This is a genomic window from Frigoribacterium sp. RIT-PI-h, from assembly GCF_001297205.1.
Taxonomy (GTDB): Bacteria; Actinomycetota; Actinomycetes; order Actinomycetales; family Microbacteriaceae; genus Frigoribacterium.
Window position 1 is genome coordinate 1 of sequence record NZ_LHOZ01000090.1, and the last position, 24717, is coordinate 24717.

The 24717-nt window shown below is 71.3% G+C and carries 22 protein-coding genes and 2 tRNA genes; 2 read left to right on the plus strand and 22 right to left on the minus strand.

What is annotated here, in order from left to right; all coding sequences use genetic code 11:
* Positions 1–159: 159 nt before the first annotated feature.
* From AEQ27_RS13715 to AEQ27_RS13775, 13 genes are all read right to left on the minus strand, one after another.
* Positions 160–233, minus strand: a tRNA-Leu gene (locus AEQ27_RS13715).
* A 77-nt stretch (positions 234–310) separates the two neighbouring features.
* Positions 311–1870 carry an NAD(P)/FAD-dependent oxidoreductase gene (locus AEQ27_RS13720; RefSeq protein ID WP_054147177.1) on the minus strand — a complete coding sequence of 520 codons (1560 nt, stop codon included), beginning with the start codon at positions 1868–1870 and terminating at the stop codon, positions 311–313.
* A gap of 39 nt (positions 1871–1909) precedes the next feature.
* Complete coding sequence (locus tag AEQ27_RS13725; RefSeq protein WP_054147178.1) at positions 1910–3157, minus strand: S8 family serine peptidase; 1248 nt, start codon at positions 3155–3157, stop codon at positions 1910–1912.
* A gap of 5 nt (positions 3158–3162) precedes the next feature.
* A complete protein-coding gene (locus tag AEQ27_RS13730) occupies positions 3163–3720 on the minus strand; it encodes a DUF501 domain-containing protein (protein ID WP_054147179.1) in 558 nt (185 codons plus the stop codon).
* Positions 3717–4274 carry a septum formation initiator family protein gene (locus tag AEQ27_RS13735; RefSeq protein WP_054147180.1) on the minus strand — a complete coding sequence of 186 codons (558 nt, stop codon included), beginning with the start codon at positions 4272–4274 and terminating at the stop codon, positions 3717–3719. The genes AEQ27_RS13730 and AEQ27_RS13735 overlap by 4 nt, the downstream gene beginning before the upstream one ends.
* Positions 4275–4359: 85 nt before the next feature.
* Positions 4360–5640, minus strand: coding sequence for a phosphopyruvate hydratase (eno, locus tag AEQ27_RS13740; protein ID WP_054147181.1), 1281 nt, complete (start codon positions 5638–5640; stop codon positions 4360–4362).
* Positions 5641–5743: 103 nt separating this feature from the next.
* Entirely contained in the window at positions 5744–6985 is a 1242-nt protein-coding gene (gene hisS, locus AEQ27_RS13745; protein WP_054147182.1) for a histidine--tRNA ligase, read from the minus strand.
* 254 nt (positions 6986–7239) lie between these two features.
* Entirely contained in the window at positions 7240–7821 is a 582-nt protein-coding gene (locus AEQ27_RS13750; RefSeq protein WP_054147183.1) for a TetR family transcriptional regulator, read from the minus strand.
* 307 nt (positions 7822–8128) lie between these two features.
* Positions 8129–8992 (minus strand): MazG nucleotide pyrophosphohydrolase domain-containing protein, encoded by an 864-nt coding sequence (locus AEQ27_RS13755; protein ID WP_054147184.1) that lies wholly within the window; start codon positions 8990–8992, stop codon positions 8129–8131.
* 2 nt (positions 8993–8994) lie between these two features.
* Complete coding sequence (mfd, locus tag AEQ27_RS13760) at positions 8995–12606, minus strand: transcription-repair coupling factor (RefSeq protein ID WP_054147192.1); 3612 nt, start codon at positions 12604–12606, stop codon at positions 8995–8997.
* A 97-nt stretch (positions 12607–12703) separates the two neighbouring features.
* Positions 12704–13294 (minus strand): aminoacyl-tRNA hydrolase, encoded by a 591-nt coding sequence (pth, locus tag AEQ27_RS13765; protein ID WP_054147185.1) that lies wholly within the window; start codon positions 13292–13294, stop codon positions 12704–12706.
* Positions 13295–13354: 60 nt separating this feature from the next.
* Positions 13355–13990 carry a 50S ribosomal protein L25/general stress protein Ctc gene (locus tag AEQ27_RS13770; RefSeq protein ID WP_054147186.1) on the minus strand — a complete coding sequence of 212 codons (636 nt, stop codon included), beginning with the start codon at positions 13988–13990 and terminating at the stop codon, positions 13355–13357.
* Positions 13991–14288: 298 nt separating this feature from the next.
* Positions 14289–14831, minus strand: a complete 543-nt coding sequence (locus tag AEQ27_RS13775) for a gluconokinase (protein ID WP_235451099.1) — start codon at positions 14829–14831, stop codon at positions 14289–14291.
* Between the two features lie 201 nt (positions 14832–15032).
* Between AEQ27_RS13775 and gndA the strand changes: the two genes are divergently transcribed.
* Positions 15033–16436 carry an NADP-dependent phosphogluconate dehydrogenase gene (gene gndA / locus AEQ27_RS13780; RefSeq protein ID WP_054147194.1) on the plus strand — a complete coding sequence of 468 codons (1404 nt, stop codon included), beginning with the start codon at positions 15033–15035 and terminating at the stop codon, positions 16434–16436.
* A 317-nt stretch (positions 16437–16753) separates the two neighbouring features.
* Here the strand turns inward: gndA and AEQ27_RS13785 are convergent, their stop codons facing one another.
* From AEQ27_RS13785 to AEQ27_RS13800, 4 genes are all read right to left on the minus strand, one after another.
* Positions 16754–17731 carry a ribose-phosphate diphosphokinase gene (locus AEQ27_RS13785; RefSeq protein ID WP_054147187.1) on the minus strand — a complete coding sequence of 326 codons (978 nt, stop codon included), beginning with the start codon at positions 17729–17731 and terminating at the stop codon, positions 16754–16756.
* Positions 17732–17772: 41 nt separating this feature from the next.
* Positions 17773–19236 (minus strand): bifunctional UDP-N-acetylglucosamine diphosphorylase/glucosamine-1-phosphate N-acetyltransferase GlmU, encoded by a 1464-nt coding sequence (gene glmU, locus AEQ27_RS13790; protein ID WP_255349769.1) that lies wholly within the window; start codon positions 19234–19236, stop codon positions 17773–17775.
* A 96-nt stretch (positions 19237–19332) separates the two neighbouring features.
* The gene (locus AEQ27_RS13795; protein ID WP_054147189.1) at positions 19333–19821 is read right to left on the minus strand and encodes a DUF4126 family protein; all 489 of its coding nucleotides are present in this window, start codon (positions 19819–19821) and stop codon (positions 19333–19335) included.
* A 94-nt stretch (positions 19822–19915) separates the two neighbouring features.
* A tRNA-Gln gene (locus AEQ27_RS13800) sits at positions 19916–19987 on the minus strand.
* Between the two features lie 126 nt (positions 19988–20113).
* Between AEQ27_RS13800 and AEQ27_RS13805 the strand changes: the two genes are divergently transcribed.
* Positions 20114–20608 (plus strand): MarR family winged helix-turn-helix transcriptional regulator, encoded by a 495-nt coding sequence (locus AEQ27_RS13805; protein ID WP_054147190.1) that lies wholly within the window; start codon positions 20114–20116, stop codon positions 20606–20608.
* 19 nt (positions 20609–20627) lie between these two features.
* Here AEQ27_RS13805 and AEQ27_RS13810 read toward each other — a convergent pair whose 3' ends face one another.
* The 5 genes from AEQ27_RS13810 to AEQ27_RS13830 form a co-directional block, all read right to left on the minus strand.
* Entirely contained in the window at positions 20628–22442 is a 1815-nt protein-coding gene (locus AEQ27_RS13810) for an ABC-F family ATP-binding cassette domain-containing protein (protein ID WP_054147195.1), read from the minus strand.
* A 56-nt stretch (positions 22443–22498) separates the two neighbouring features.
* Entirely contained in the window at positions 22499–23017 is a 519-nt protein-coding gene (locus tag AEQ27_RS13815; protein ID WP_082383585.1) for a molybdenum cofactor biosynthesis protein MoaE, read from the minus strand.
* On the minus strand, positions 23014–23547 hold the full coding sequence (locus tag AEQ27_RS13820) for a molybdenum cofactor biosynthesis protein B (RefSeq protein ID WP_200908375.1): 534 nt from the start codon (positions 23545–23547) through the stop codon (positions 23014–23016). Before AEQ27_RS13820 ends, AEQ27_RS13815 begins: the two co-directional genes overlap by 4 nt.
* Positions 23544–24062: a cyclic pyranopterin monophosphate synthase MoaC gene (gene moaC, locus AEQ27_RS13825; RefSeq protein ID WP_054147191.1), complete on the minus strand. Its 519-nt coding sequence runs from the start codon at positions 24060–24062 to the stop codon at positions 23544–23546. The genes AEQ27_RS13820 and moaC overlap by 4 nt, the downstream gene beginning before the upstream one ends.
* On the minus strand, positions 24059–24717 hold a 659-nt coding region (locus tag AEQ27_RS13830; RefSeq protein WP_235451100.1), incomplete at its 5' end, for a molybdopterin-binding protein. The genes moaC and AEQ27_RS13830, both read right to left, overlap by 4 nt.

The window sequence follows — 24717 nt, forward strand, 5'->3', positions numbered from 1 at the left end:
GGCGACAGGCGCAGCCGCGATCAGGAGGCGCGGGCGAGGTCGACGACACGAGGCTGCGTTCAGCACGTGGTCTCAGGCGCGGGCGGGCCCGTCCGGCGTCGGGGCAGGTGCCCCCGGGCCGACACGGGACAGGTGCACCCGTGCCGGACGGGTGGCAGGTGCCCCCGCAGGGACTCGAACCCTGACTGAAGCGATTTTAAGTCGCCTGCCTCTGCCGATTGGGCTACGGGGGCCCGTGCGACCAGCCTACGAGACGCAGACGCCCGCCACGCTGCAGGCAGCGGGCGGGCGTCTCGAACGTCCTCGAGGGTCACTCGGAGGCTGGTGCCCCGTCGCTTGCCGCGGTCTCGCCGGCGGCCGTCTTCTTGGCGGCGGGCTTGCGGGCGGGAGCCTTGCGAGGGGCCTTCGCGGCAGCCTCGCCCCCTTCGGCCGTGCCCTTCTTCGCCGTGCCGTCGTCTTCGACCGGGTTCGCATAGGCGGGTCCGGCCTCGCCTGCGGGTTGGCCGGCACCGACGGATGCGGGAGCTGCCGCCTCGGCGGGCGTCTCGACGGCCGGCTTGGGACGCGAGGCGAACTCTTCGAAGGCCGCCCGGGGACGCTCACGGTTGTCGAGCGAGACGATGTCGCGCCCCAACCAGAAGTTGTTCCACCAGCCACCCACGACGCGGAACTTGCGCTCGAACGAGGGCATGGCCATGCCGTGGTACCCACGGTGGGCGGCCCAGGCCGGGAATCCCTTCATGGCGAACTTGCCGCTCTGGAAGACTCCGACGTTCAGACCGAGGCCGGCCACGGCACCGAGGTTCTCGTGCTTGTAGTCGACGAGCCCCTCGCCGCGGAGTGACGCGACGATGTTCTTCGCGAGGCGCTTGCCCATGCGGACGGCGTGCTGGGCGTTCGGTACGCAGAACCCGCCCACGCCCTTCCCGGTGAGGTCGGGGGTGGCGGCGACGTCGCCACAGGCCCAGGCGTCGGGGACGACGGTCTCGCCGTCGACGATGCGCAGGTCGGCCTTGACGGTGATGCGTCCGCGCTGCTCGAGCGGGAAGTCGGTGCCGCGGACCATCGGGTTGGCCATGACGCCGGCCGTCCAGACGATGAGGTCGGACTCGAACGACTCACCGGTGGAGAGTTCGATCTTGCCGCCGACCGCCGACTGCAGCTGCGTGTCGAGGTGGACCGTGGCGGCGCGTTCGGCGAGGTTCTTCAGCACCCAGTGGCTGGTCTCGAGCGAGACCTCGGGCATGATGCGGCCCATGGCCTCGACGAGGTGGAAGTGCGTGTCGTCGATGGTGAGGTCGGGGTAGTTCTTGAGCAGGTCGCTGGCGAAGCTGCGCAGTTCGGCGAAGACCTCGATGCCGGCGAAGCCACCGCCGACGACGACGACCGTGAGCAGTCGGTCGCGCTCGGGACCGGCCGGCAGGTTCGCCGCCTTCTGGAAGTTCGTGAGCACCTTGTCGCGGATCGCGGCGGCCTCTTCGATGGTCTTGAGGCCGATGGCCTCGTCGGCGACGCCCGGGATCGGGAAGGTGCGGGACACGGCACCGGCCGTCATGACGATCTGGTCGTACTGCATCGTCCAGGCGTCGCCCACCTCGGGTGTGATGGTGGCGGTCCTGGAAGCGTGGTCCACGCCGGTGACCTTGGCCGTGACGACGTTCGTCTTCTTGAGGTGGCGTCGGAGGGCGACGACCGCGTGGCGCGGCTCGATCGACCCGGCGGCCACCTCGGGCAGGAACGGCTGGTACGTCATGTAGGGCAGCGGGTCGACGATCGTGACCTCGGCCTCACCCGCGCGCAGCCACTTCTCGAGCTTCCAGGCGGTGTAGAAACCGGCGTAGCCGCCGCCGACGATCAGGATTTTGGGCACGGCGAATGTCTCCTTGAGGTGGGGGTGTCGCAGACGACCTTACCCCGACCGCCGCGCACGCCTGAACTGGCGGACCGCGCCGACGGCGACGAGAACGGCCGCTCCGCCGAAGACCGTGAAGACGATCATGGGGATGCCCGTGGACCTCATGGTCTCGACGGTGGGCAGCAGGACCGTCAACGGCTGGCCAGGATCGGTCACCGGCGTCGGCACGGGCGCCTCGACGGCCGGGTTCGTCGCCTGCGCCGACGGCGCCGGCACGTCCGCCCGCCGGTGCACGCGGATCCACTCGGCCAGGTCACCCATCGGGTTCTCGGCGACCGTCGGCACCGAGGCGGTGACGGCCGCCGCGGCGTCGACGAGCCCGTAGCCGTACAGGGGGTCGGGCGTCGTGGTGCCCTTCGGGGTGGCCGTCGCCACGACACGGTTGATGACGTCGTCTGCGTCGAGCTCGGGGTGGGCACTGCGCACGAGGGCGACGATGCCCGCGACGAGGGGTGTGGCCCCGCTCGTGCCGCTCCAGCTGTAGTGGACGTCGCCGGGACCGACACCCACCAGGTCTTCGCTGGGGGCGGCCACGCCGATCGTGATGCCCTGACTCGACGCGTCGAAGCTCGCCGTTCCTTGCCGGTCCACCCCGGCGACGGTCAGGACGCCCGGCATCGTCGCCGGCGCTCCCACCTCGGTCGTCCCGCTGCCGCGGTTGCCGGCCGCCGCGACGACGACGACGTCGTGCTGCATGGCGTAGAGGAAAGCGTCGTCCCAGCTGGTCGGCCAGTCGAGCGTGTTGCGGGTCAGGGACATGTTGATGACGTCCGCCCCGGCGTCGACCGCCCAGCGCACGGCTCGCGCGATCTGGTCGTCGGAGTCCACGGCCGTCGATCCGAAGCCCACCGACACCGAGAGCAGGTCGGCCTCGGGCGCGACACCGATCACGCCGTCGTCGGATCCGGTGCCGCGGCCCGCGACCATCGATCCGACCAGCGTGCCGTGGTTGGGGTCCTCGCCGACCGGCGTCTGGCCGTCGGGCGAGCCGAGCCCCGAGACGTCGGTGCCGCCGACGACGGCGCCCTGGAGTTCACGCACCGACGAGTCGACGCCGGTGTCGATCACGGCCACGGTCGTCCCCGCACCACGTGTCGTCTGCCAGGCCCTCTGGATGCCGTAGTCGGCGAGCCAGTACTCGGCGTCGCGCACCTGATCGGCCGACGCGGCCGATGCCGGCACGACGGCGGCGACCAGGGCCCCCAGCACGATCGCCACCACGAACCCCCCGGATCGGCGCACGCGCGTCAGGCTCCCCCGCCGATCGCGGGCGCGGCGACGGACGGCTCGTCGTCGGCCAGGAAGTCGGGGCACCGGCACACGTCGGGACTCCACGACGCCCGCTCGAGGGCGAGGTCGCCGAACGGGTTGACGCCCGGCCCGGCGGCCAGCGAGTGTCCGACGAGGGCGTGCAGGCACTTGATCCGCTCGGGCATGCCGCCCGCCGTGACGTGGTCGATCTCGTCGACGTGCTCGATGCCCTCGCGGTCGGCCAGGTAGGCCTCGTGCGCGGCCTGGTAGCGGCCTCCCAACTCGGGGTCGGACTCGAGGAGGTCGGTGAACTCGGCCATCACCCCGGTGGCCTCGAGGGTCGACACGGCGGCCGTGGCGCCGGGGTGGCACAGGTAGTAGAGCGTCGGGAAGGGCGTGCCGTCGGTCAGACGCGGTCTCGTCGCCACGACGGTGGGTGCACCGCAGACGCAGCGCGCGGCGATGCCGATCACGTCGCGCGCGGGGCGCCCGAGCTGGGCCGTCACGACACGGACGTCGTGATCGGTCACGGGGTCGAAGGGGGGCGTGGTCACGGCGTGCCACCTGTCTGCTCGGAGGTCGGGGCGGGCACCTGGCTGCCGCTGATGTCGGGCGCGACGAGTTCGGTCGCGGGTTCGTCGCTGAGGCCGGCGTCGAGCACCGAGGCCGTCATGGCCGCCACCCAGTCGACCTGGGGCGTCTGCAACGAGTCGCTGATCGTCGTGCCGGTGCCCGGAGCCGTGCCGGGGGTCTGAGCCGCGTCGTCACCCATCACGAGGTAGCTGTACTCGCCCGGGTAGACGTAGAGCAGGCGGTCACGCGCCTGCGCCTCGATGTAGGCCGGATCACTCCACCGCGCGACGTCCCCTTTCAACTCGTCGACGGACTGCTCTTGCTGCCGGACGTCGTCCTGCAGGGCGGCGATCTGCTGCTGCTGCTGGATCAGGGTGCGCAACGAGGGGGCGAGGATGACGACGAACATGACGAGGATGACCAGCATGAGCACACTGAATCCCGAGAACCGGATGGAGCGCAGCCAATGGCCCGTCGGCGTCTCGCCGGTCGGCAGGGTCACCGGCACACGGCGGTTCGCGGTCTCACGGGGCATGCGACGAGCCTAAACGACGTCTCTGGGGAACGACGGAGGCCCGCCCCGCGCGAGCAGGACGGGCCCCGAGGAGGCGCGGGTCGCGTCAGGCGGAGAAGCGCGGGAAAGCGCTGTACCCGGCGTAGACCGCGGCGTCGCCGAGCTCTTCCTCGATGCGGAGGAGCTGGTTGTACTTCGCGACGCGCTCGCTGCGGGCGGGGGCGCCGGTCTTGATCTGGCCCGCGTCGGTCGCGACGGCGAGGTCGGCGATCGTGGTGTCCTCGGTCTCACCCGAACGGTGCGAGAGGACCGTCGTGTAGCCGCTGCGCTGGGCGAGCGCCACGGCGTCGAGCGATTCGGTCAGCGTGCCGATCTGGTTGACCTTGACGAGGATCGAGTTGGCGGCGCCTGCCTTGATGCCCTTGGCCAGGCGCTCGGGGTTGGTGACGAACAGGTCGTCGCCGACGATCTGGGTCTTCGAGCCGATCTCGCTCGTGAGGTGGGCCCAGCCCTCCCAGTCGTCTTCGTCGAGCGGGTCCTCGATGGTGACGAGGGGGTACGACGCGACGAGGTCGGCGTAGTAGTTCGCGAGGAAGGCCGAGTCGCACTTCTCACCCTCGAAGGTGTAGCTGCCGTCGGCGTAGAACTCGCTCGAGGCCACGTCGAGGCCCAGGGCGAGGTCCTTGCCCGGGGTGAAGCCGGCCTTGGTGATCGCCTCGACGAGCAGGTCGAGCGCGGCGCGGTTGCTGTCGAGGTTCGGCGCGAAGCCGCCCTCGTCGCCCAGGCCGGTCGAGAGGCCCTTGGCCTTGAGCTCGCTCTTGAGGGCGTGGTAGGTCTCGGCGCCCCACTGCAGCGCCTCGGCGAACGAGGACGCGCCGACCGGCAGGATCATGAACTCCTGGATGTCGACGTTGCTGTCGGCGTGCGAACCACCGTTGATCACGTTGAGCATGGGGACGGGCAGGGTGTGCGCGTTCGGCCCACCGAGGTAGCGGAACAGGGGCAGGTCGGCCGAGTCGGCCGCCGCGCGGGCCACGGCCAGCGAGACGCCGAGGATGGCGTTCGCGCCGAGACGCTTCTTGTTGTCGGTGCCGTCGAGCTCGATCATGGCCTGGTCGATCAGGCGCTGGTCGGTGGCGTCGAGACCTTCGACCTCGGGGCCGATCTCGTCGATGACGGCGGCGACGGCTTTGAGCACGCCCTTGCCGAGGTAACGGCTCGTGTCGCCGTCACGCAGCTCGTAGGCCTCGAAGGCCCCGGTCGATGCACCCGAGGGGACGGCCGCACGCGACACCGTGCCGTCCTCGAGCAAGACCTCGACCTCGACGGTGGGGTTGCCCCGCGAGTCGAGGATTTCGCGGGCGCCTACGGCGTCGATTGCTGCCACTGGAGAGCTCCTTAGTAGTCGTTCGTCTGGGGACGCGAGGTCCGTGGCCCAGCTTAGCCGCGCCTCCTGCCGTGGTTCGTGGCGAGGAGCCGTGGGGAGGCGGTCAGCCGATCGTGCGGACCTCGAGGTCGGCGACCGACTCGCCCCCGCGCCCGGTCACGAACCGGCCGAACCCCGCCGCCGCCAGACCGTCGAGCTGGTTGGTGAAGTTCTTGGCCTTCTTCTCGAGGCGCACGCGTCGCTCGCCGCCCGCCAGCAGCGCCCGCTGCAGGGCGAGCAACTCGACCGGTTCGACCTTCTTGTCGTAGACCAGCGCGAGACCCTCGTCGTCGCCGGCCTCGAGGGTCACCAGGTCGACGAGGCGTTCGAACCCCAGCGAGAAACCTGCCGCGGGCACGTCGCTGCCGAGGAAGCGGCCGATCATGCCGTCGTATCGACCCCCGCCGCCGAGCGAGTAGGGCACGTCGGGGTGGGCGATCTCGAAGATCGTGCCCGTGTAGTACCCCATGCCGCGGACCAGGGTCGGATCGAACTCGAGGGTCGATCCCGGCAACGCCTCACGCAGCGCGACCAGGTCGGCGAACGCCGCCCGGTCGAGCCACGGAGCGTCGTCGGCCTCACCGGTGGCCCAGGAAGCGTCGGCGAGCTGGGTGAGCGCCTCGCCGAGACCGGGAGTGGTGACGCCGAGGTCGTCGAGTTCGGCCACGACGCCGTCGACGCCGATCTTGTCGAGCTTGTCGACGACGATCAGCGCCTGGTCGGTGAGCGCCTCGGGCACCTCCCAGTGCGCGAGCATCGCCAGCAGGATGCGGCGGTCGTTCACGCGGATGGTCGTCCCGGTGAGACCGAGGGCGTCGAGCACGGCGGTGGTGGCCTGGATCAGTTCGATCTCGGCTAGGGGCCCGGCCTCGCCCAGGACGTCGATGTCGCACTGGACGAATTGCCGGTAGCGCCCCTTCTGCGGACGCTCGGCCCGCCACACCGGGGCGATCTGCACGGAGCGGAAGACCGTCGGCAGCTCGGCTCGGTGCGACGCGTAGAAGCGTGCGAGCGGCACCGTGAGGTCGAAACGGAGCCCCAGATCGGCGAGTCCGAGCACGCTCTCGGCCGACCGCAGGTCGTCGAGGTCGAGGCCCCGCCTGAGAACGGCGAAGACCTGCTTCTCGTTGTCGCCCCCCAGACCCGAATGGAGGCGCGAACTCTCTTCGACGACGGGCGTCTCGATCTCGTCGAAGCCGTAGGAGCGGTACACGCCCCGGATGAGCGAGAGGACGCCCTCACGGCGCCTCTTGTCGGCGGGCAGGTGGTCGCGCATGCCGCGCGGCGGGTTGACGGGGGTCGGCATGAGGACATCCTCCCAGAGACACCGAACCCTCGACGTCAGAGGCGACTTGCAGGCATGTCACATTCTACGTTATGGTTCATTCGGGTGGTCGGCACGAATCGGGTTGCGTGTCGGTCACACCTCGAGGCCCTCCCTTCCCTGCGGTGAGGGCCCGGGCCGGGTCGGGCGCCATGCGCTCGGCCCGGCTCCGATCCACCGGACACCCCGCCGAGACCATCAGGCTCCCGCCCTCCCGAAACCTGCGCCAGGCAGGGTCAGCGCCGAGGGACGCGCGAGACCAAGATCTCGACCGCCTGCTTGTACGCCGCGGACGCTCGACGCCCGTCACCCGAGACGATGGCGTCGTACTGCAGGCCGAAGAGCGCATCGACGAAGACCCGCGCCGCGACCTTGGCCTCGGCCGTCGCGACCCCGTTCGCCGAGAGCCAGTCGGCGACGTGGTCGACCCACCGACCGACCGCCCCGCGGGCGGTGCCGTCGGCCTCGCCCGCCACGGTCTCGAGCAGGGCCGCCTCGAGCTCGAGGCGATGCAGGTCGCGTCCCCGCTCGGTGGAGACGTCGTGCCAGACCTTCGCCAGGTGCTTGCCGAACGCCTCACGGTCGAGCTCGGAGACCGCGACCGCGAGCAGTGCATCGTTGCGGGCGACGACGGCACGGACGATCTCGGCGACGAGCTCCGCCCGGTTGCCGAAGTGGTAGACGAAGACGTACGTGCTGACCCCGAGGGCCTCGGCCAAGGTGCGGAAGGACACGGTGGCGAGGGAGCGACCTCGAAGGTGCTCGAGGATCTGACCGAGGAGTTCGGGCTTGCGGGTGGGGTCAGGCTTGCGAGGCATGGTGCCGCTCCTTCGTGCCGACGAGTCGTACTCGCCCTGCGCGGTCGCCGTCGTCGTAGTGGACCATAACAGACGTCTGTCGTGGCCGACCGGTCGGTCGACCGACGGCCTCACCACCCTTCCGCGGGCCCGAACCCGGACGACGTGCGGACCGACATGTCGGCTTTTGACATGTCACCACTCATCCTCTACATTGAGGACACCACTCGGTCTCCGTCGGGTCGCTGCCCCTCGGGCCGATCCGCTGGTGGACGAGCGCCGGCCTCGCCGCTCATTCGGGTTGAGCAGGCGACGCCGAGGTGCCCCCTCATTCGGGTTGAGGGGGCACCTGCTCGACCGGGGCGTCCTCAGCCGCCCCCAGATCGGACGATCCGTTCTCTGCCGGGCCCACTTCGGCCGGTCCCACTTCGGCCGGTCCCGCCTGGGCCGGTCCTGCCTCATCTCGTCGAAGCAGCGTCTCGCGTTCGCGCACGGCCGCCCGAAGGGCACGCTCGGCGTCGATGCCGCGATCGGTGGCTTCGTCGACCCGTGCCAGCAGCGCCCTGCCCCAGGCGAGCTCGCTCGACCCGGCTCGGGCGACGGAGTCCTCCGTGCCCGACGTCGAGGTCGGCGCAGGAAGCGGCGTGGGCCGTGCCACGCCCGCGGAAGCCCGACGCGCGTCGAGCTTCTGCGCCCGGGCGAGAGCCGGCTGCCCGACCGGGACGCCGTCGTAGGCACTCGTCCGCTGCGACTTCTCGACGGCCTTCGCCGCCGACCAGAGACGGACGATGTCGTCGACGCCGTCGGCCCGGTCGGCCCCGAACACGTGGGGATGACGCCGCACGGTCTTCTCGGCGACGTCGCCGACGACGTCGGCGAGCTCGAACGACCCCGAGGAGGCGCGCGCAGCCAGAGCGCTGTGCAAGACCACCTGGTAGAGCACGTCCCCGAGCTCTTCCCGGAGGTCGTCCACGGTGCCGTCCTCGATCGCCTCGACGAGTTCGTAGGTCTCTTCGACGAGATAGGTCACGAGGGATCGAGGGGTCTGCGCTCTGTTCCAGGCGCACCCGCCCTCGTCGGCGAGGAGGGCGTCGACCACGCCGGCGAGCTCGTCGAACCGGGCACCTGCCCCGGACCCGAGGCCGCCCCGCGCCTCCTCGTCCGGGGCGCCGCCTGCCCGCCGGGCGGACACGGTCAGTTCGCCGCGGCCGTGTCGGTCGCCGGACGGGCGACCGGGGCGGAGTAGATCGCCGACAGGAGCTGCTCGACCCAGACGATCAACTCGTCGTCGCTCGGCGCCTGCCCGTGAGCGCGCGGCAGGGGCACGCTGACGGCGTTGGCCTGCGCGAACCACCGCGCGCCCGGGTACATGCGCTGCAGCCGGACCTGCATGCTGTCGGGCAGGTCGATGCCCGCGACGCGCAGGTTGCTGCCCATGACGACCACCTCGCTGAGCCCGGCCTTCTGGGCCGCGCGGCGTAGGCGCGAGACCTCGATCAGGGCGAGCACGGGTGCCGGGGGCTCGCCGTAGCGGTCGGTGAGTTCGTCGAGCACCGAGTCGATCTGGTCGTCGGTCGAGGTGGGCGAGCTGGCCGTCGAGAGCTTCTGGTAGGCCTCGAGGCGCAGTCGCTCGCTCTCGACGTACTCTTCGGGAACGTGGGCGTCGACCGGCAGTTCGAGCCGCAGCTCGGTCTGACCCTCGGCGACGTCGCCGCGGAACGAGCTGACGGCCTCACCGATCATGCGCAGGTACAGGTCGAAGCCGACACCCGCGATGTGCCCGGACTGCTCGCCGCCGAGCAGGTTGCCGGCCCCGCGGATCTCGAGGTCTTTCAGGGCGACCTGCATGCCCGCCCCGAGCTCGTTGTTGGCGGCGATCGTCTCGAGCCGGTCTTGCGCGGTCTCGCTGAGCGGCTTGTCTGCGTCGTAGAGGAAGTACGCGTAGCCGCGTTCCCGGCCTCGGCCGACTCGACCGCGCAGCTGGTGCAACTGGCTGAGGCCGTACTTGTCGGCCCGGTCGATGATCAACGTGTTGGCGTTGGCGATGTCGAGGCCGGTCTCGATGATGGTGGTCGAGACGAGGACGTCGAACTTGCGCTCCCAGAAGTCGACCATGACCTGCTCGAGCGTCGACTCGGCCATCTGGCCGTGGGCGACGGCGACGCGGGCCTCGGGCACCAGCTCGGCGATCTGGGCCGCGATGCGGTTGATGCTCGACACACGGTTGTGCACGTAGAACACCTGCCCCTCGCGCAGCAGCTCGCGCCGGATCGCCGCGGCCTTCTGTCGGTCGCTCTCGGGGCCGACGAAGGTGAGGATCGGGTGGCGGTCCTCGGGCGGGGTGGCCAGGGTCGACATCTCGCGGATGCCCGTCACGGCCATCTCGAGCGACCGCGGGATCGGGGTCGCCGACATGGCCAGGATGTCGACGTTCGTCTTGAGCTTCTTGAGGGCGTCCTTGTGCTCGACGCCGAAACGCTGCTCTTCGTCGATGATGACGAGGCCCACGTCCTTGTACGAGATGCTCTCGCTGAGCAGCCGGTGCGTGCCGATGACCATGTCGACCGTGCCGTCGCCGAGCCCGGCGATCGTCTCTTTCGACTCTTTGGCCGTCTGGAACCGGCTGAGGCTGCGGAGGTGCACGGGGAAACCGGCGAATCGGTCGCTGAACGTGTCGAAGTGCTGCTTGACGAGCAGGGTCGTCGGCACGAGCATCACGACCTGTTTCCCGTCTTGGATGGCCTTGAACGCGGCTCGAACGGCGACCTCGGTCTTGCCGTAGCCCACGTCGCCCGAGAGCAGGCGGTCCATCGGGATCGGGCGCTCCATGTCGGCCTTGATCTCGTCGATGGTCGTGAGCTGGTCGGGGGTCTCGGCGAACGGGAAGGCCTCTTCGAGCTCGCGCTGCCAGGGGGTGTCGGGCGGGAACGCGTGGCCCTTGCTCGCCATGCGGGCCGAGTACAGCTTGACGAGCTCGACGGCGATGTCGCGGACGGCCTTGCGCGCCTTGCCCTTGGCGGCCGCCCAGTCGCCGCCACCCATCTTGCTGAGCGACGGGGCCTCGCCACCCACGTAGCGGCTGAGCAGGTCGAGCTGGTCGGTCGGGACGTACAGCTTGTCGCCGGGATAACCGCGCTTCGAGGGTGCGTACTCGAGCACGAGGTACTCGCGGGAGTGCTTGACGGCGTTCTTCCCGCCGCTCGACACCTCGCGACTGGTGAGTTCGAGGAACTTGCCGATGCCGTGGGTCGAGTGCACGACGACGTCGCCCGGCTTGAGCTGCAGGGGGTCGACGACGTTCTTGCGACGGGTCGCGAGCTTCTTGACCTGACGCGAGTCGTAGTTGGCCGAACGACCGTAGAAGTCGGACTCGCCGAGGACGGCGATCTTGGACTCGAACAGCTCGAATCCGGCCTCGACGCCACCGGCCACGAGGTGGACGACGCCGGGTTCGAGGGTCTCGGGCAGGCTGTCTTCGAGACGGGCGGCGACCTCGCGCTCGGCGAGCACGTCGCGGGCCCGTTCGACGAGACCCACGCCGCGTGCCGTGACGACGACGGACCAGCCGTCACGCACGCGCTCGACGACGTGCTCGAGGGCACCCTCGGCGTGCCCGCTGAAGCTCGGCACGACGGCGGCGTCGACCCGCACGTAGTCACCGGCCGACGCGACGGCCTCGTCGTCGGACAGGACCTCGCCCGAGTCGAAGCCGCTCATCGTGAACCAGGACCTGTCGCCGGCCGCCTCACGCAGGTCGCGGAGGCTGAGGAAGTCGCCCGAGTCGAGGTCGATCGGCGCTTCGGCACCGGCGGTCGCGGCGTTCCAGGCGGCCGACAGGAACTCGCGGTTGGTCTCGGCCAGACTCTGCGCGCGCGACACCACCCGCTCGGGCGAGAGGACGACGATGGAGGCGCCGGCCGGCAGGTAATGAGTCACCGGCACCAGCCGGTGCACGAGCGCGGGCGCCAGGCTCTCCATGCCTTCGACCGGGATGCCCTCGGCGATCTTGGCGAGCATCTGGGAGAGGCTCGGGAACTCGTGCTGCATCTCGCGGGCGCGTTGACGGACGGGCTCGGTCAGCAGCATCTCGCGGCTCGGAGGCAGCCCGACCGACGGGCCCTCGCCGTCGAGGCTGCGCTGGGCGGCCACCGAGAAGCGACGGATCTGGTCGACCTCGTCACCGAAGAAGTCGACACGGACGGGGTGCTCGGCCGTGGGCGGGAAGACGTCGAGGATGCCGCCACGGACGGCGAACTCGCCCCGTCGGGTGACCATGTCGACCCGGGCGTACGCCAGGTCGACCAGATGGACGGCGATGCCCGAGAGGTCGTGCCCGCGCTCGCCGACGGTGAGCCGCACGGGGTCGAGCTCGACGAGGTTGTCGCTGAGCGGCTGGAGCGCCGCGCGCACGCCGGCGACGACGACGATCGGCCGCACGGAGCCGGGCGCCTCGGCCGCCTCGCGCTGCCAGATGGCGAGGCGTCGCAGGGCGTGGATGCGCTTGCCGACCGTCTCGGCGCTGGGGCTGAGGCGTTCGTGCGGCAGGGTCTCCCACGCGGGGAACTCGATGACCTCGGCCTCGGGCAGGTAACTGTCGAGCGACCCCCGGACGGCCTCGGACTCGCGGCCCGTGGCGGTGGCGGCCAGCATCGCCTGCGGACCCTCGCGACGGTCGAGCAGCCCCGCGGGCAACGGGGCGCGGGGACCGGCGACGACCGAGAAGTCGGGGGTGCGGGCGGCCCGGTCGAGGGCCGCGGAGAACGGGGAGGCGCGCGAGAGCGCCTGGATCAAGCCCGCGAGTATCACCCGCACGATGTTACGCGGCACCACCGACACCGCGGCCGGGGTTCGCTGACGGCGACACCGAGGAAGGACCCGGGGCGGCCGGCATCCGGCGAGCCGGTCAGCTCTTGGCGGTGTGGAACTTGAGCTGCGCTGCCGTGAGCCCGTCGGTCGCGATCATCTCGACGGCATCGGCGGCGTCACCGATCAGGAACGGCAGCTCTTTGCGCTCGACGGAGGAGAAGTCCTTGAGGACGAAGTCGGCGGCGGGTTGGCGGCCGGGGGGACGGCCGATGCCGACCCGCACCCGGGTGAACTCGTTCGAGCCGGTGGCGGCGATGATGTCGCGGATGCCGTTGTGGCCGCCGTGGCCACCACCGTGCTTCAGCCGGACGACGTCGAAGTCGATGTCGAGCTCGTCGTGGACGACGATCAGCCGCGACACGTCGAGGTCGTAGTACCGCAGGAGGGCCTGCGTGGGGCCGCCCGAGACGTTCATGTAGGTCGCGGGCTTGGCCAGCACGAAGCGAGGGCCGCCGGGAGCGGTGCGCCCCTCGGCGACCGTCGCGTTCGTGCGGTGGTTCTTGAAGCCGGCGGACAGACGCTTGGCCAGTTCGGCCAGCACCATCTGCCCGACGTTGTGCCTGTTGCCGGCGTAGCCGGGCCCGGGGTTGCCGAGCCCGACCACGAGCCACTGGTCGTCGAGTGCCATCGTCGTGGTCGTCGTTCTCTCAGTGGGTCTGCGCCGGCAGGGTGTTCGGGGTGCGCCGTGTTACTCGGAGCGCTCTTCGTCCTCGATGGAGTCGACGTCGCCCTCGGCCTCGGCGGCTTCGCCGTCCTCGTCGGAGACCGCGTCGGTCGTCAGGTCGAGCTGGGGCACCGAGACGGCGAGCACGAGGGTCTCGGGCTCGCTGACCAGGGTCGCGCCCTTGGGCAGGACGAGGTCGGCGGCCGAGACCTGGGCGCCCTCTTCGAGGCCCTCGATCGAGACGACGACGCTCTGCGGGATGTGCGTGGCCTCGACCTCGAGCTCGACGACGTTGAGCTCGACGACGTGGATCGTGCCGGGAGCCGACTCGCCCTCGACGTGCACGGGCACCTGGACCGTGACCTTCTCGCCCTGGCGGACGACGATGAGGTCGATGTGCTCGATGGTCTGCTTGACCGGGTCGCGCTGGATGTCCTTGACGAGGGCGAGCTGGTTCGTGCCCTCGATGTCGAGCGTGATGACGGCGTTGGCGCGACGCGTGATCAGCATGGTCTCGTGACCGGGCAGCGTGACGTGCTGGGGGTCGGTGCCGTGACCGTAGATGACCGCGGGGATCTGGTCCTTCGCGCGGATCTTGCGGGCCGCGCCCTTGCCGAAGCTGGTGCGCACGAGGGCGCTGAGGGTGTTCTGGTCGGACATGTCGTCTCCTTGCAGGGGCCGCGGACGGCCCGGGGGTGTGTGGTCGGTGTCAACTCGAACGCGCATCGCGTGAGGAAGGACCCGCAACCCGAGGGGCGCCGCCCGGAGGACGATCACCGCTGCACGAGTGGTGCCTGAGCACCGAGCGCCTGCCTACCGCGTCGATCACGGGTGCCGGAGCACCCCTCGCCGAGGTTCAGCTACCCAGGTTACACGTCGGCCGGGCGTGTCGCCAACCCGCGCCTCCTCGGTTCGTCCGCCCGTCAGGGCGCGTTCGTCCGCCCGGCCGGGCGTACGGTCAGTGCTCGAGCTCGCCGCGTCGCACGGCCTCGAGATGGGCCACGACGGCCGCCACGACGTCGTCCGGGCCGGGACGCACGTCGACCTCGAAACCGGCCTCGTCGTCGGCCAGCGGCTCGAGGGTCGCGAACTGCGACTCCATCAGTCCGGGCGGCATGAAGTGTCCCTTGCGCTCGCGCTGGCGACGGGCGACGAGGTCGCGCACGCCGGTCAGGTGGACGAACCGGAGGCGCGGGTCGCCTTCGCGCAGGACGTCGCGGTACGCCCTCTTCAGCGACGAGCAGGCCACGACGACCGACTCGTCACCCGCGGCGGCGATGCGGTCGGCGACGATGTGCAGCCACGGCCACCGGTCGTCGTCGTCGAGCGGGTGCCCCTCGGCCATCTTGCGACGATTGGCCTCGGGGTGCAGGTCGTCGGCGTCGACGAACGGGATGCCGAGGGTCTCGGCCAGCAGCTCGCCCACGGTCGACTTGCCCGAACCGGACACCCCCATCACGACGACGGGCGGGAAGGGAGCGGGATGGGGCTGGTCGGTCACGGACGGCCTTCGATCGGGGACACGGTCGCGTCAACCCTAGGTGAGCCGTCCGGGAGGGGTACGGACCGTGCCTGTCGGACGCTCGGCACCGAGGCATAGTCTGCGGGCACCACCGACCGAGAAGGAGGCACCGTGACCGAACACGGAGCAGCATCGCAGTCCAGCGCCCAGGCGAACATCGGAGTCGTCGGCCTGGCCGTCATGGGTTCGAACCTGGCGCGCAACCTCGCCAGCCGCGAGGGCAACACGGTCGCCGTCTACAACCGCTCCCCCGAGCGCACCGACACCCTGATGGACGAGCACGGCGACGCGGGGTTCATCCCCTCGAAGTCGATCGAGGACTTCGCGGCCTCACTGCAGAAGCCGCGCACCGCGATCATCATGGTGCAGGCCGGTCGCGGCACCGACGCCGTCATCGACCAGCTCGCCGACGTGTTCGACGAGGGCGACATCATCGTCGACGGCGGCAACGCGAACTTCCAGGACACCCGCCGACGGGAGGCCGCCCTGAAGGAGCGCGGACTCAACTTCGTGGGCGCCGGCATCTCGGGTGGCGAGGAAGGCGCCCTGAAGGGTCCGTCGATCATGCCCGGCGGCTCGAAGGAGGCCTACGAGACGCTCGGCCCGATCCTGGCGTCGATCGCGGCCGTGGCCGAGGGCGAACCCTGCGTCACGCACGTCGGCGCCGACGGCGCGGGCCACTTCGTCAAGATGATCCACAACGGCATCGAGTACGCCGACATGCAGCTCATCGCCGAGTCGTACGACCTGCTGCGCCGGGTCGGCGGCCACGAGCCCGCCGCCATCGCCTCGGTCTTCGAGGAATGGAACAAGGGCGAGCTCGAGTCGTACCTGATCGAGATCACGGCCGAGGTGCTCCGCCAGACAGACGCCAAGACCGACGGCCCGCTCGTCGACTCCATCGTCGACCAGGCCGGCTCGAAGGGCACGGGCGTCTGGACGGTGCAGAACAGCGTCGGGTTGGGCGTGCCGGTCGGCGGCATCGCCGAGGCCGTCTTCGCCCGCGCCGTGTCGTCGAAGCCCGCACAGCGCTCCGCCGTGCAGAAGACCCTGCAGGGACGGCCCCCGATCCAGGAAGCGGGCGACGGCTTCGAGGACGACGTCCAGAAGGCGCTCTACGCCTCGAAGATCGTCGCCTACGCCCAGGGCTTCGACGCGATCATCGCCGGTGCCGACGAGTACGACTGGGACATCGACAAGGGCGCCATCGCCAAGATCTGGCGCGGTGGCTGCATCATCCGCGCGCAGTTCCTCAACCGCATCGTCGACGCCTACGAGAAGGACGCCTCGATCGCGACCCTGCTCGAGGACGACTACTTCGCCGCGGCCGTCCGCGACGGCGAGGACGCCTGGCGCCGCATCGTCGCCAAGGCCGCCCTCTCGGGCATCCCCGTGCCCGGGTTCTCCTCGGCCCTGTCGTACTACGACTCGCTCGCGTCGGAACGCCTGCCCGCCTCGCTCATCCAGGGGCAGCGCGACTTCTTCGGAGCGCACACCTACCAGCGCGTCGACGAGGAGGGCACGTTCCACACCCTGTGGTCGGGTGACCGGTCCGAGATCGAGACGGAGCCGTCGACCCACTGACGGAGGTCCCCAGGGGCACTCACCGCGCCTCCTGCGCCCTGACGGGCGTGCCCGTCGATGCGGTGCCGCTGCGGCGGCCCGTCTCGGCAGGCACGCCCGTTCGTCGTCCCGCCGCGGCAGACCTCGGCCCTCCCCACGCCACCCGGTCCGCGTCGACAACTCAGCAGAACGACCACCGGAACGGCCCGCAGGAGGCGCGGCGCAGCCGAACTCCGGAGTTGCCGACCACAGACGAGCGGGCAGGGCAGGGCCGACGGGGATGGCTGCTCCGTGAGGGCGGCTACGGCTGAGCAGCCACGAGCGGAGCCGGGGTGAGACTAGGCAGCGCCGTCGAACATGGAGGTGACCGAGCCGTTGTCGAAGACCTCGTGGATCGCCCGGGCGATCAGCGGCGCGATGGGCAGGATCTCGAGTTTGTCGAACTTCTGGTGCTCGGTGAGCGGCAGGGTGTCGGTGACGACGACCGAGTCGATGAACTCGCTGTTGAGGATCTCGGGGGCTGGGTCGCTGAAGACCGCGTGGGTCGCGGCGACCACGACGCCGATCGCGCCGGCGGCCTTGAGCGCCTCGGCGGCCTTGACGATGGTGCGACCGGTGTCGATCAGGTCGTCCACCAGCAGGCACACGCGACCCGCGACGTCGCCGACGATCTCGTGGACGGTGACCTGGTTCGGCACCAGCGGGTCACGACGCTTGTGGATGATGGCGAGGGGGGCGTCGAGCTTCTCGCTCCAGATGTCGGCGACGCGGACGCGCCCCATGTCGGGCGAGACCACGGTCAGGGTGGTGTTGTCGAGCTTGGCGCGGAAGTGCTCGAGCAGCACGGGCATGGCGAAGAGGTGGTCGACCGGGCCGTCGAAGAAGCCCTGGATCTGCGGGGCGTGCAGGTCGACGCTCATGATGCGGTGCGCGCCGGCCGCCTTGAAGAGGTCGGCGACGAGCCGGGCCGAGATCGGCTCGCGCCCACGGCCCTTCTTGTCTTGGCGGGCGTACGGGTAGAACGGCGCCACGACGGTGATGCGCTTGGCCGAAGCCCGCTTCAGCGCGTCGACCATGATCAGCTGCTCCATGAGCCACTCGTTGATCGGGGCCGAGTGGGACTGGATGACGAAGGCGTCCGAGCCGCGGACGCTCTCGTCGAAGCGGGCGTAGAGCTCGCCGTTGGCGAAGGTGCGGGCGTCGGTCGGGATCAGCTCGCTGCCGAGCTCGGCGGCGATCTGGTTGGCCAGTTCGGGGTGCGCACGCCCCGAGATCAGAACGAGTCGGTTCTCGCCGGTGATCTTGATTCCGGACACGTCACTCGCTCTCCGGCCCCGAGGGGCCAACCCGACCGGGTTCAGTCGGTCGTTCGTTCGGCACGAGCGGCGGCCTCGGCAGCCGCCGAGCCGGGGCGGTTCGCCTCGACCCATCCGCTCGCATTGCGCTGTGGAGCGATGCTCAAGGCCAGGGCACCGGCCGGCACGTCTTTGCGGACGATCGTTCCGGCGCCTGTGTACGCTCCGTCGCCAATCCTAACGGGGGCGACGAAGACGTTGTGCGACCCGGTGCGGACGTGCGACCCGACCTCGGTGCGGTGCTTGTCCACCCCGTCGTAGTTGGCCGTGATGGTGCCGGCACCGATGTTCGACCCCTCGCCCACCTCGGTGTCGCCCACGTAGCTGAGGTGCGGCACCTTCGACCCGGCACCGATCTGCACGTTCTTGGTCTCGACGAACGTGCCGATCTTGCCGTCGGCCGAGAGCAGCGTGTTGGGCCGCAGGTACGCGAACGGACCCACGGAGGCGCGCGCACCGATCACCGCGAGCGTCGCGTCGGTGCGCTTCACCGTCGCCCCCTCGCCCACCTCGGTGTCGACGAGGGTCGTGTCGGGGCCGACGACCGCGCCCGGGGCGATGTACGTCGCGCCGCGCAGCTGGGTGCCGGGCAGCAGCTCGACGTCGGGGCTGAGGGAGACGTCGCGGTCGATCCAGGTGGTCTGCGGATCGACGATCGAGACACCCTCGCGCTGCCAGTGCTCGACGATGCGGTCGTTCAGGCGACGGGCCGCGGTGGCGAGCTGCACGCGGTCGTTGATGCCCTCGAGGCGCCAGGTCTCGTCGATCGCCCGGGCGGCGACGACCTCGCCGGCACCGGTGAGCAGGCCGACCATGTCGGTGACGTACTTCTCGTTCTGCGCGTTCGCCGACCCGATGCGGGGCAGGTGGGTGCGCAGGGCGGCGACCGTGAAGACGTAGGTGCCCGAGTTGATCTCGCGCACGTCACGCTCGGCGTCGGTGGCGTCCTTGTGCTCGACGATGCGGTCGACGTCGCCCGAGTCGCCGCGGACGACCCGCCCGTAGCCGGTGGCGTCCGGCAGCACGGCGCTCAGCAGCGTCGCCGAGGCGGACGCGGCGCGGTGCTGGTCGAGCAGGGCCGTGAGCGTCTCGTGGTCGAGGAAGGGCACGTCGGCGCTGACGACCACGACGTCGCCGGTGAACTCGGCGGGCAGCGCCTCCCCCGCCTGTTCGACGGCACGGCCGGTGCCGGGCGCCCCGCCTTGCTCGACCCCGAGGGCGTGCGGGGCGGTGTCGAGCACGCTCGCGACGACGAGGTCGCGCTCGTGCCGGACGACGGCGACGCGGTGGTCGGGCTGGAGGGCGCCGGCGCTCTCGAGCACGTGCTGGATCAACGGCAGCCCGGCCAGGCGGTGCAGGCCCTTCGGGGTCGAGGACTTCATGCGCGTGCCCTGCCCTGCGGCGAGGACGGCGACGGGGGGGGGGCGGTCGGGCGTGGGGCTCCTTGGGGGGGGGTGGCGCGTGATCACCGCCGATCCTCCCACGGGATGCCGCCCGACCGCGGGTCACTGGCCCGGCGTGGGGACGCCGCCGACGACGCGACCAGGTGGGGACGAGCCGAGTCAGCGCGACCGGACGACGGCGACCGAACCCGAGATCGCGACGGCGTCCTCGACGAGCGCGACGGCGACGTCGGGCACGCCGGTCTTCTCGACGACGGCCTTCCGTGCCCGGTAGAAGAGCCAGCTGCCGACGAGGGCACCGGACGCCCCGGCGAGGGCTGCGGCCACGGGGGTTCCTCGACGGCCGGTGCCGGCCATCGCGATCCCCGCGACGGCACCGGAGATCGCGCGCCCGAACAGAGGCCCGGCGCCGACCCGGCTCGGCGCGGCCGGCCGCCTGTCACCGACGAGCTCACCGACGCCGGCGGCCACCAGGACACCACGAGCGGGCGGCGAACGGAACAGGCGCCAACGCTGCCACCGACCCCGCGCCTCCGGGGTGTCGTGGTTCAGGGCGAGGACGGCGAGCGGCGTCGCCGAACGCGATCCGCTGAGGATGCCGAGCAGGGCGGCACGGAGGAGGGGCGGCACGGAACTGGTCTTCGACATGACGGGAGTCCTCGTCGTCAGGCGGACGCCGGGGCGCCCACGATCGGGAGCGGGACGGGACCGACGAGCCGACCGCGACCTGCGACGCTCGGGGCTCCGCCACCAGGATTCGAACCTAGACCTAACAGCTCCAAAGGCTGTCGTGCTGCCGTTACACCATGGCGGACCGCGCATGCGCGCCGGACCATTCTGCCAGACCGCGACTCGACCGAGGTGACCGCGAGGGGTGACGTGCCCGCCGGGCCGCACCGCGCCTCCCGCGTCCGACGACGGCCTCGGGCATGATGGGCGGATGCCCGAGCAGGACGAGGTCGACCGGATCGTCGAGGCGTGGCGCCACGAGCGACCCGACCTCGACTTCGCGCCGCTCCACGTGCTCTCGCGCGTCGGTCGTCTGTCGAAGCACCTCGACCGGGCACGACGCGAGGCCTTCCACGCCAGCGACCTCGAGTCGTGGGAGTTCGACGTGCTCTCGGCCCTGCGCCGCGCCGGCGCCCCCTACCAGCTGAGCCCCAAGACCCTGTTGCAGCAGACGCTCGTCTCGAGCGGCGCCATGACCAACCGCATCGACCGACTGGTGGCGCGGGGCCTGGTCGAACGCCGGACCGACCCGAACGACGGCCGGGGCATCCTGGTCACGATGACGACCGAGGGGCGCCGCGCCGTCGACGCCGCGATCGAACGACTCGTCACGGCCGAGGACGCCCTGCTCAGCGATCTCAGCGACGACGACCGCCGCCGGCTGACCGAGCTGTTGCGCACGCTGAGCCTGACGCTCGGCGGCTGAACGGCCGCTGCCCCGCGACCTACGCCAGCAGCTCGCTCAGCTCGAGCCAGCGCACCTCGAGTTCGCCCGTCTTGTGGTCGAGCGCCGTCAGTTTCGCCTGCAACGCCGCCAGGCCGTCGAAGTCGGACTGGTCGAACGACGCGAACTGTGCGAGCACGGCCTCGCGCTCGCCCGACGCCTTGGCCAGCTTGCGGTCGATCGAGCCCAACTCTTTCTCGGCGTTGCGCTTCTCGGCGCCGGACAGGCCCGACGCGGCGGCCGAGGCCGCGACCGACGCCGAGGCCCCCTGGACGGCCGTCGGGCGGTCGGTCGCGCCTCCTTGGTTCTGGGTCGCCTCGCGACGCAGCTGGAGGTACTGGTCGACGCCGCCGGGAAGGTGCCGGAAACGGCCCTCGAGCACGGCGTACTGCTGGTCGGTGACGCGCTCGAGCAGGTACCGGTCGTGCGAGACGACGAGCAGGGTGCCCGGCCAGCCGTCCAGCAGGTCCTCCATCGCGGCGAGCATGTCGGTGTCGAGGTCGTTGGTGGGCTCGTCGAGGATCAGAACGTTCGGCTCGTTCAGCAGGATGAGCAGGAACTGCAGGCGGCGCTTCTGGCCACCGGACAGGTCCTTGATCGGCGTCTGCAGCTGGGCGCTGGTGAAGCCGAGGCGCTCGAGCAGCTGCCCGGGCGTCATCTCTTTGCCGCCGGTGACGTACGAGGTGCGCTGACGCCCGATGACGTCGTTGACCCGCTCGTGCGCGACCTCGTGCAGGTCGGCGAGCTGCTGGTCGAGGATCGCGAACTTGACCGTCTTGCCCTGCTTGACGCGCCCCTCGGTGGGCGTGATGGCCCCGGTGACGACCTTGAGCAGCGTCGACTTGCCGGCACCGTTCACGCCGAGCACGCCGGTGCGCTCGCCCGGAGCGATGCGCCACTCGACGTCCTGCAGGACGCGCTTGTCGCCGAACGAGACACCGACCTCGACCAGGTCGACGACGTCCTTGCCGAGTCGCGCGGTCGCCATCTGCGACAGCTGGACCGCGTCGCGCACGGGCGGCTCGTCCGCGATCAGCTCGTTGGCCGCGTCGATGCGGAACTTCGGCTTGGTCGACCGCGCCGGGGCGCCACGACGCAGCCAGGCGAGCTCTTTGCGCATGAGGTTCTGACGCTTGGCCTCGGAGGCCGACGCCATGCGGTCGCGCTCGACGCGCTGCAGCACGTAGGCCGCGTAGCCGCCCTCGAAGGGTTCGACGATGCCGTCGTGGACCTCCCACGTGTCGGTCGAGACCTCGTCGAGGAACCACCGGTCGTGGGTCACGACGACGAGCGCGCCCGAGTTCGTGGACCATCGGCGCGAGAGGTGTTGCGCCAGCCAGGCGACGCCCTCGACGTCGAGGTGGTTGGTGGGCTCGTCGAGGAACAGGACGTCCCAGTCGCCGACCAGCAGGGTGGCGAGGGCCCCGCGTCGACGCTGGCCGCCGGGGAGGTCCTCGACCCGCGCCTCCCACGGGATGTCGGTGGCGAGGCCCGAGATGACGTCGCGGATGCGCGCGTCGCCGGCCCATTCGTGCTCGTCGCGGTCGCCGACGATCAAGCTGCCGACCGTGGCGCCCTCGGGCAGCACGTCGCGCTGGTCGAGCATGCCGATCGTCAGGCCGCGGCGGGTCGTCACGCGGCCGTCGTCCGGTTCGAGCCGGCCGGCGAGCACCGACATGAGCGTCGACTTGCCGTCGCCGTTGCGGCCGACGACACCGATGCGGGAGCCCTCGTCGATGCCGAGGGTCACCCCGTCGAGGACGACCTTGGTCGGGAATTCGAGACGGAGGTTTTCTGCGCCGAGTAGATGAGCCACCACAGAAGCGTAGACGGCCCGGGCCGGGCGGCCGACTCGACGGTGCGCAGCCGGTGTCAGCCCAGCGACGCCACCCACTCGTCCGAGCCGTCGGTGAACTCCTGGCGCTTCCAGATCGGGGTGCGGGCCTTGACCTCGTCGACGAGGGCGGCGCAGGCCGCGAAGGCCTCGGCGCGATGGGCCGACGCCACGGCGCAGGCCAGCGCGACGTCACCCACGACGAGGTCGCCGTACCGGTGCTCGACCGCGATCGCGACCTCGGGGTGCGCCTCGGCCACGGCCAGCGCGACCTCGCGGATGACCTCGGTCGCGGTCGGGTGCGCCTCGTAGTGCAGGGCCTCGACACCGCGCCCCTCGTCGTGGTCGCGGACGCCCCCCTCGAACGTCACGACCGCTCCGGAGGCGCGGCTCGTCACGAGCGCGGAGCACTCGGCCACCGACACGGTCACGTCGACGACGCGGGCGAGCAGCACGCGGTCGGCCGCGGGTGCGGTGCCACCCGGCGACGCGGCGCCGGAACCGGACGGGCCGCCGTGGGCTCCGCCGGGAAGGGTGGTCGGATCGTCGTCGGTCATGCGGCCCCTTCGGGACTGGGATGGCGGTTCTGGGCGTGGTCGACACCGTGCAGCTGATCGACCACGTGGTCGAGGACGTCGTCGAGCACGGCGAGCCCGTCGCGCACCCCGCCGCGCGAGCCCGGCAGGTTGACGACGAAGGTGCCTCCGGCCACGCCGGCGAGCCCGCGGGAGAGGACGGCCAGCGGCGTCGAGGCCGCGCCGCGCCTCCGCAGTTCTTCGGCGATGCCGGGCAGTGCGCGGTCGAGCAGGGGGAGGGTCATCTCGGGCGTCGCGTCGGTCGGTGAGACGCCCGTGCCGCCGGTGGTGACGACGGCGTCGACGCCCCACTCGAGGGCGGCCTCGAGCACCGCGCCGACGGGTTCGCCGTCGGCCACGACGACGGGGCCCTCGACCAGCCAGCCGCGCGCCACGAACCAGTCGCGGATGACGGGGCCGGTCGTGTCGTCGGCCGTGCCGGCGGCGGCGCGCGTCGAGGCGACCACGACGACGGCACGGCGCTGCACGACCTCGGGTGCGGCGTCGCTCATCGTGACCAGTCCCCCGACTTGCCGCCCTGCTTGTCGAGCACCTTGATGTCGCCGATGACGGCGAGCGCGTCGACCGCCTTGATCATGTCGAACAGCGTCAGGGCCGCGACCGACGCGGCGGTCAGGGCCTCCATCTCGACCCCGGTGACGCCCCGGGTCGAGACGCGTGCGATCACGGTGACCTGCGCCTCCGTGGTCTCGAAGTCGACGGTGATCGCGCCGAGCGGCAACGGGTGGCAGAGCGGGATCAGGGTCGGCGTGTGCTTGGCGGCCAGGATGCCGGCGATGCGGGCGGTGCCGAGGGCCTCGCCCTTGGGCAGCGAGCCGTCGACCAGTCGCGCGATCACGTCGGGCCGGGTGGTCAGCACGGCCTGGGCGGTCGCGATGCGCTTCGTCTCGGACTTGCCGGTCACGTCGACCATGTGCGCGGTGCCGTCCTCGCGGACGTGCGAGAGCGGGGTGTCGGACAGCGGGGTGTCGGACGGCGGCACATCGGACAGCGGGGTCTCGGTCATCGGTCGGCCTTCTCGTGGGGGGCGGGGTCGGCGAGCGCCCAGACCTCGACCCGGTCGCCCTCGTCGGGGGGGTCGCCCCCGAGGGGGATCGAGACGAGCAGGGGGGCCTCGGGGGGGGGGGCGGGCGGGGGCGGGCGGGGCCCGCCGACGAGGGGGGCGCGCCCGTCGACGTCGACCCGACCGCGACGCAGCTGGTGCTTGCCGACCGGCGAGTCGACGGGGTGCGCCACGGGCCCGGTCCACCGCCGCCGGGGCAGGCCGACGCCCGTGACGCCGTGCAGGGCAGGACGCAGGAAGGCCTCGAACGAGACGAGCGAACTGACGGGGTTGCCGGGGAAGCAGACGACGGGCAGCTCGCGGTCGTGCACCCGGACGGTGCCCCAGCCCTGCGGACCGCCGGGTTGCATCGCGACCGAGCCGAAGGTGACGCCCGAGCCCTCGAAGGCGTCGCGGACGACCTCGTAGGCCCCCGCGCTGACCCCGCCGCTCGTCAGCACGAGGTCGACCTCGGCGGCGTGGCGGGCGGCGACGGCGACGAGGGCGGCCGCGTCGTCGGTCACCCGGGCGGGCGTGACGATCACGCCGACCTCGGCGAGCGCCGCGGCCAGTGCGACGCCGTTCGCGTCGTGGATCTGGCCGGGCCCGAGCGGGGGGC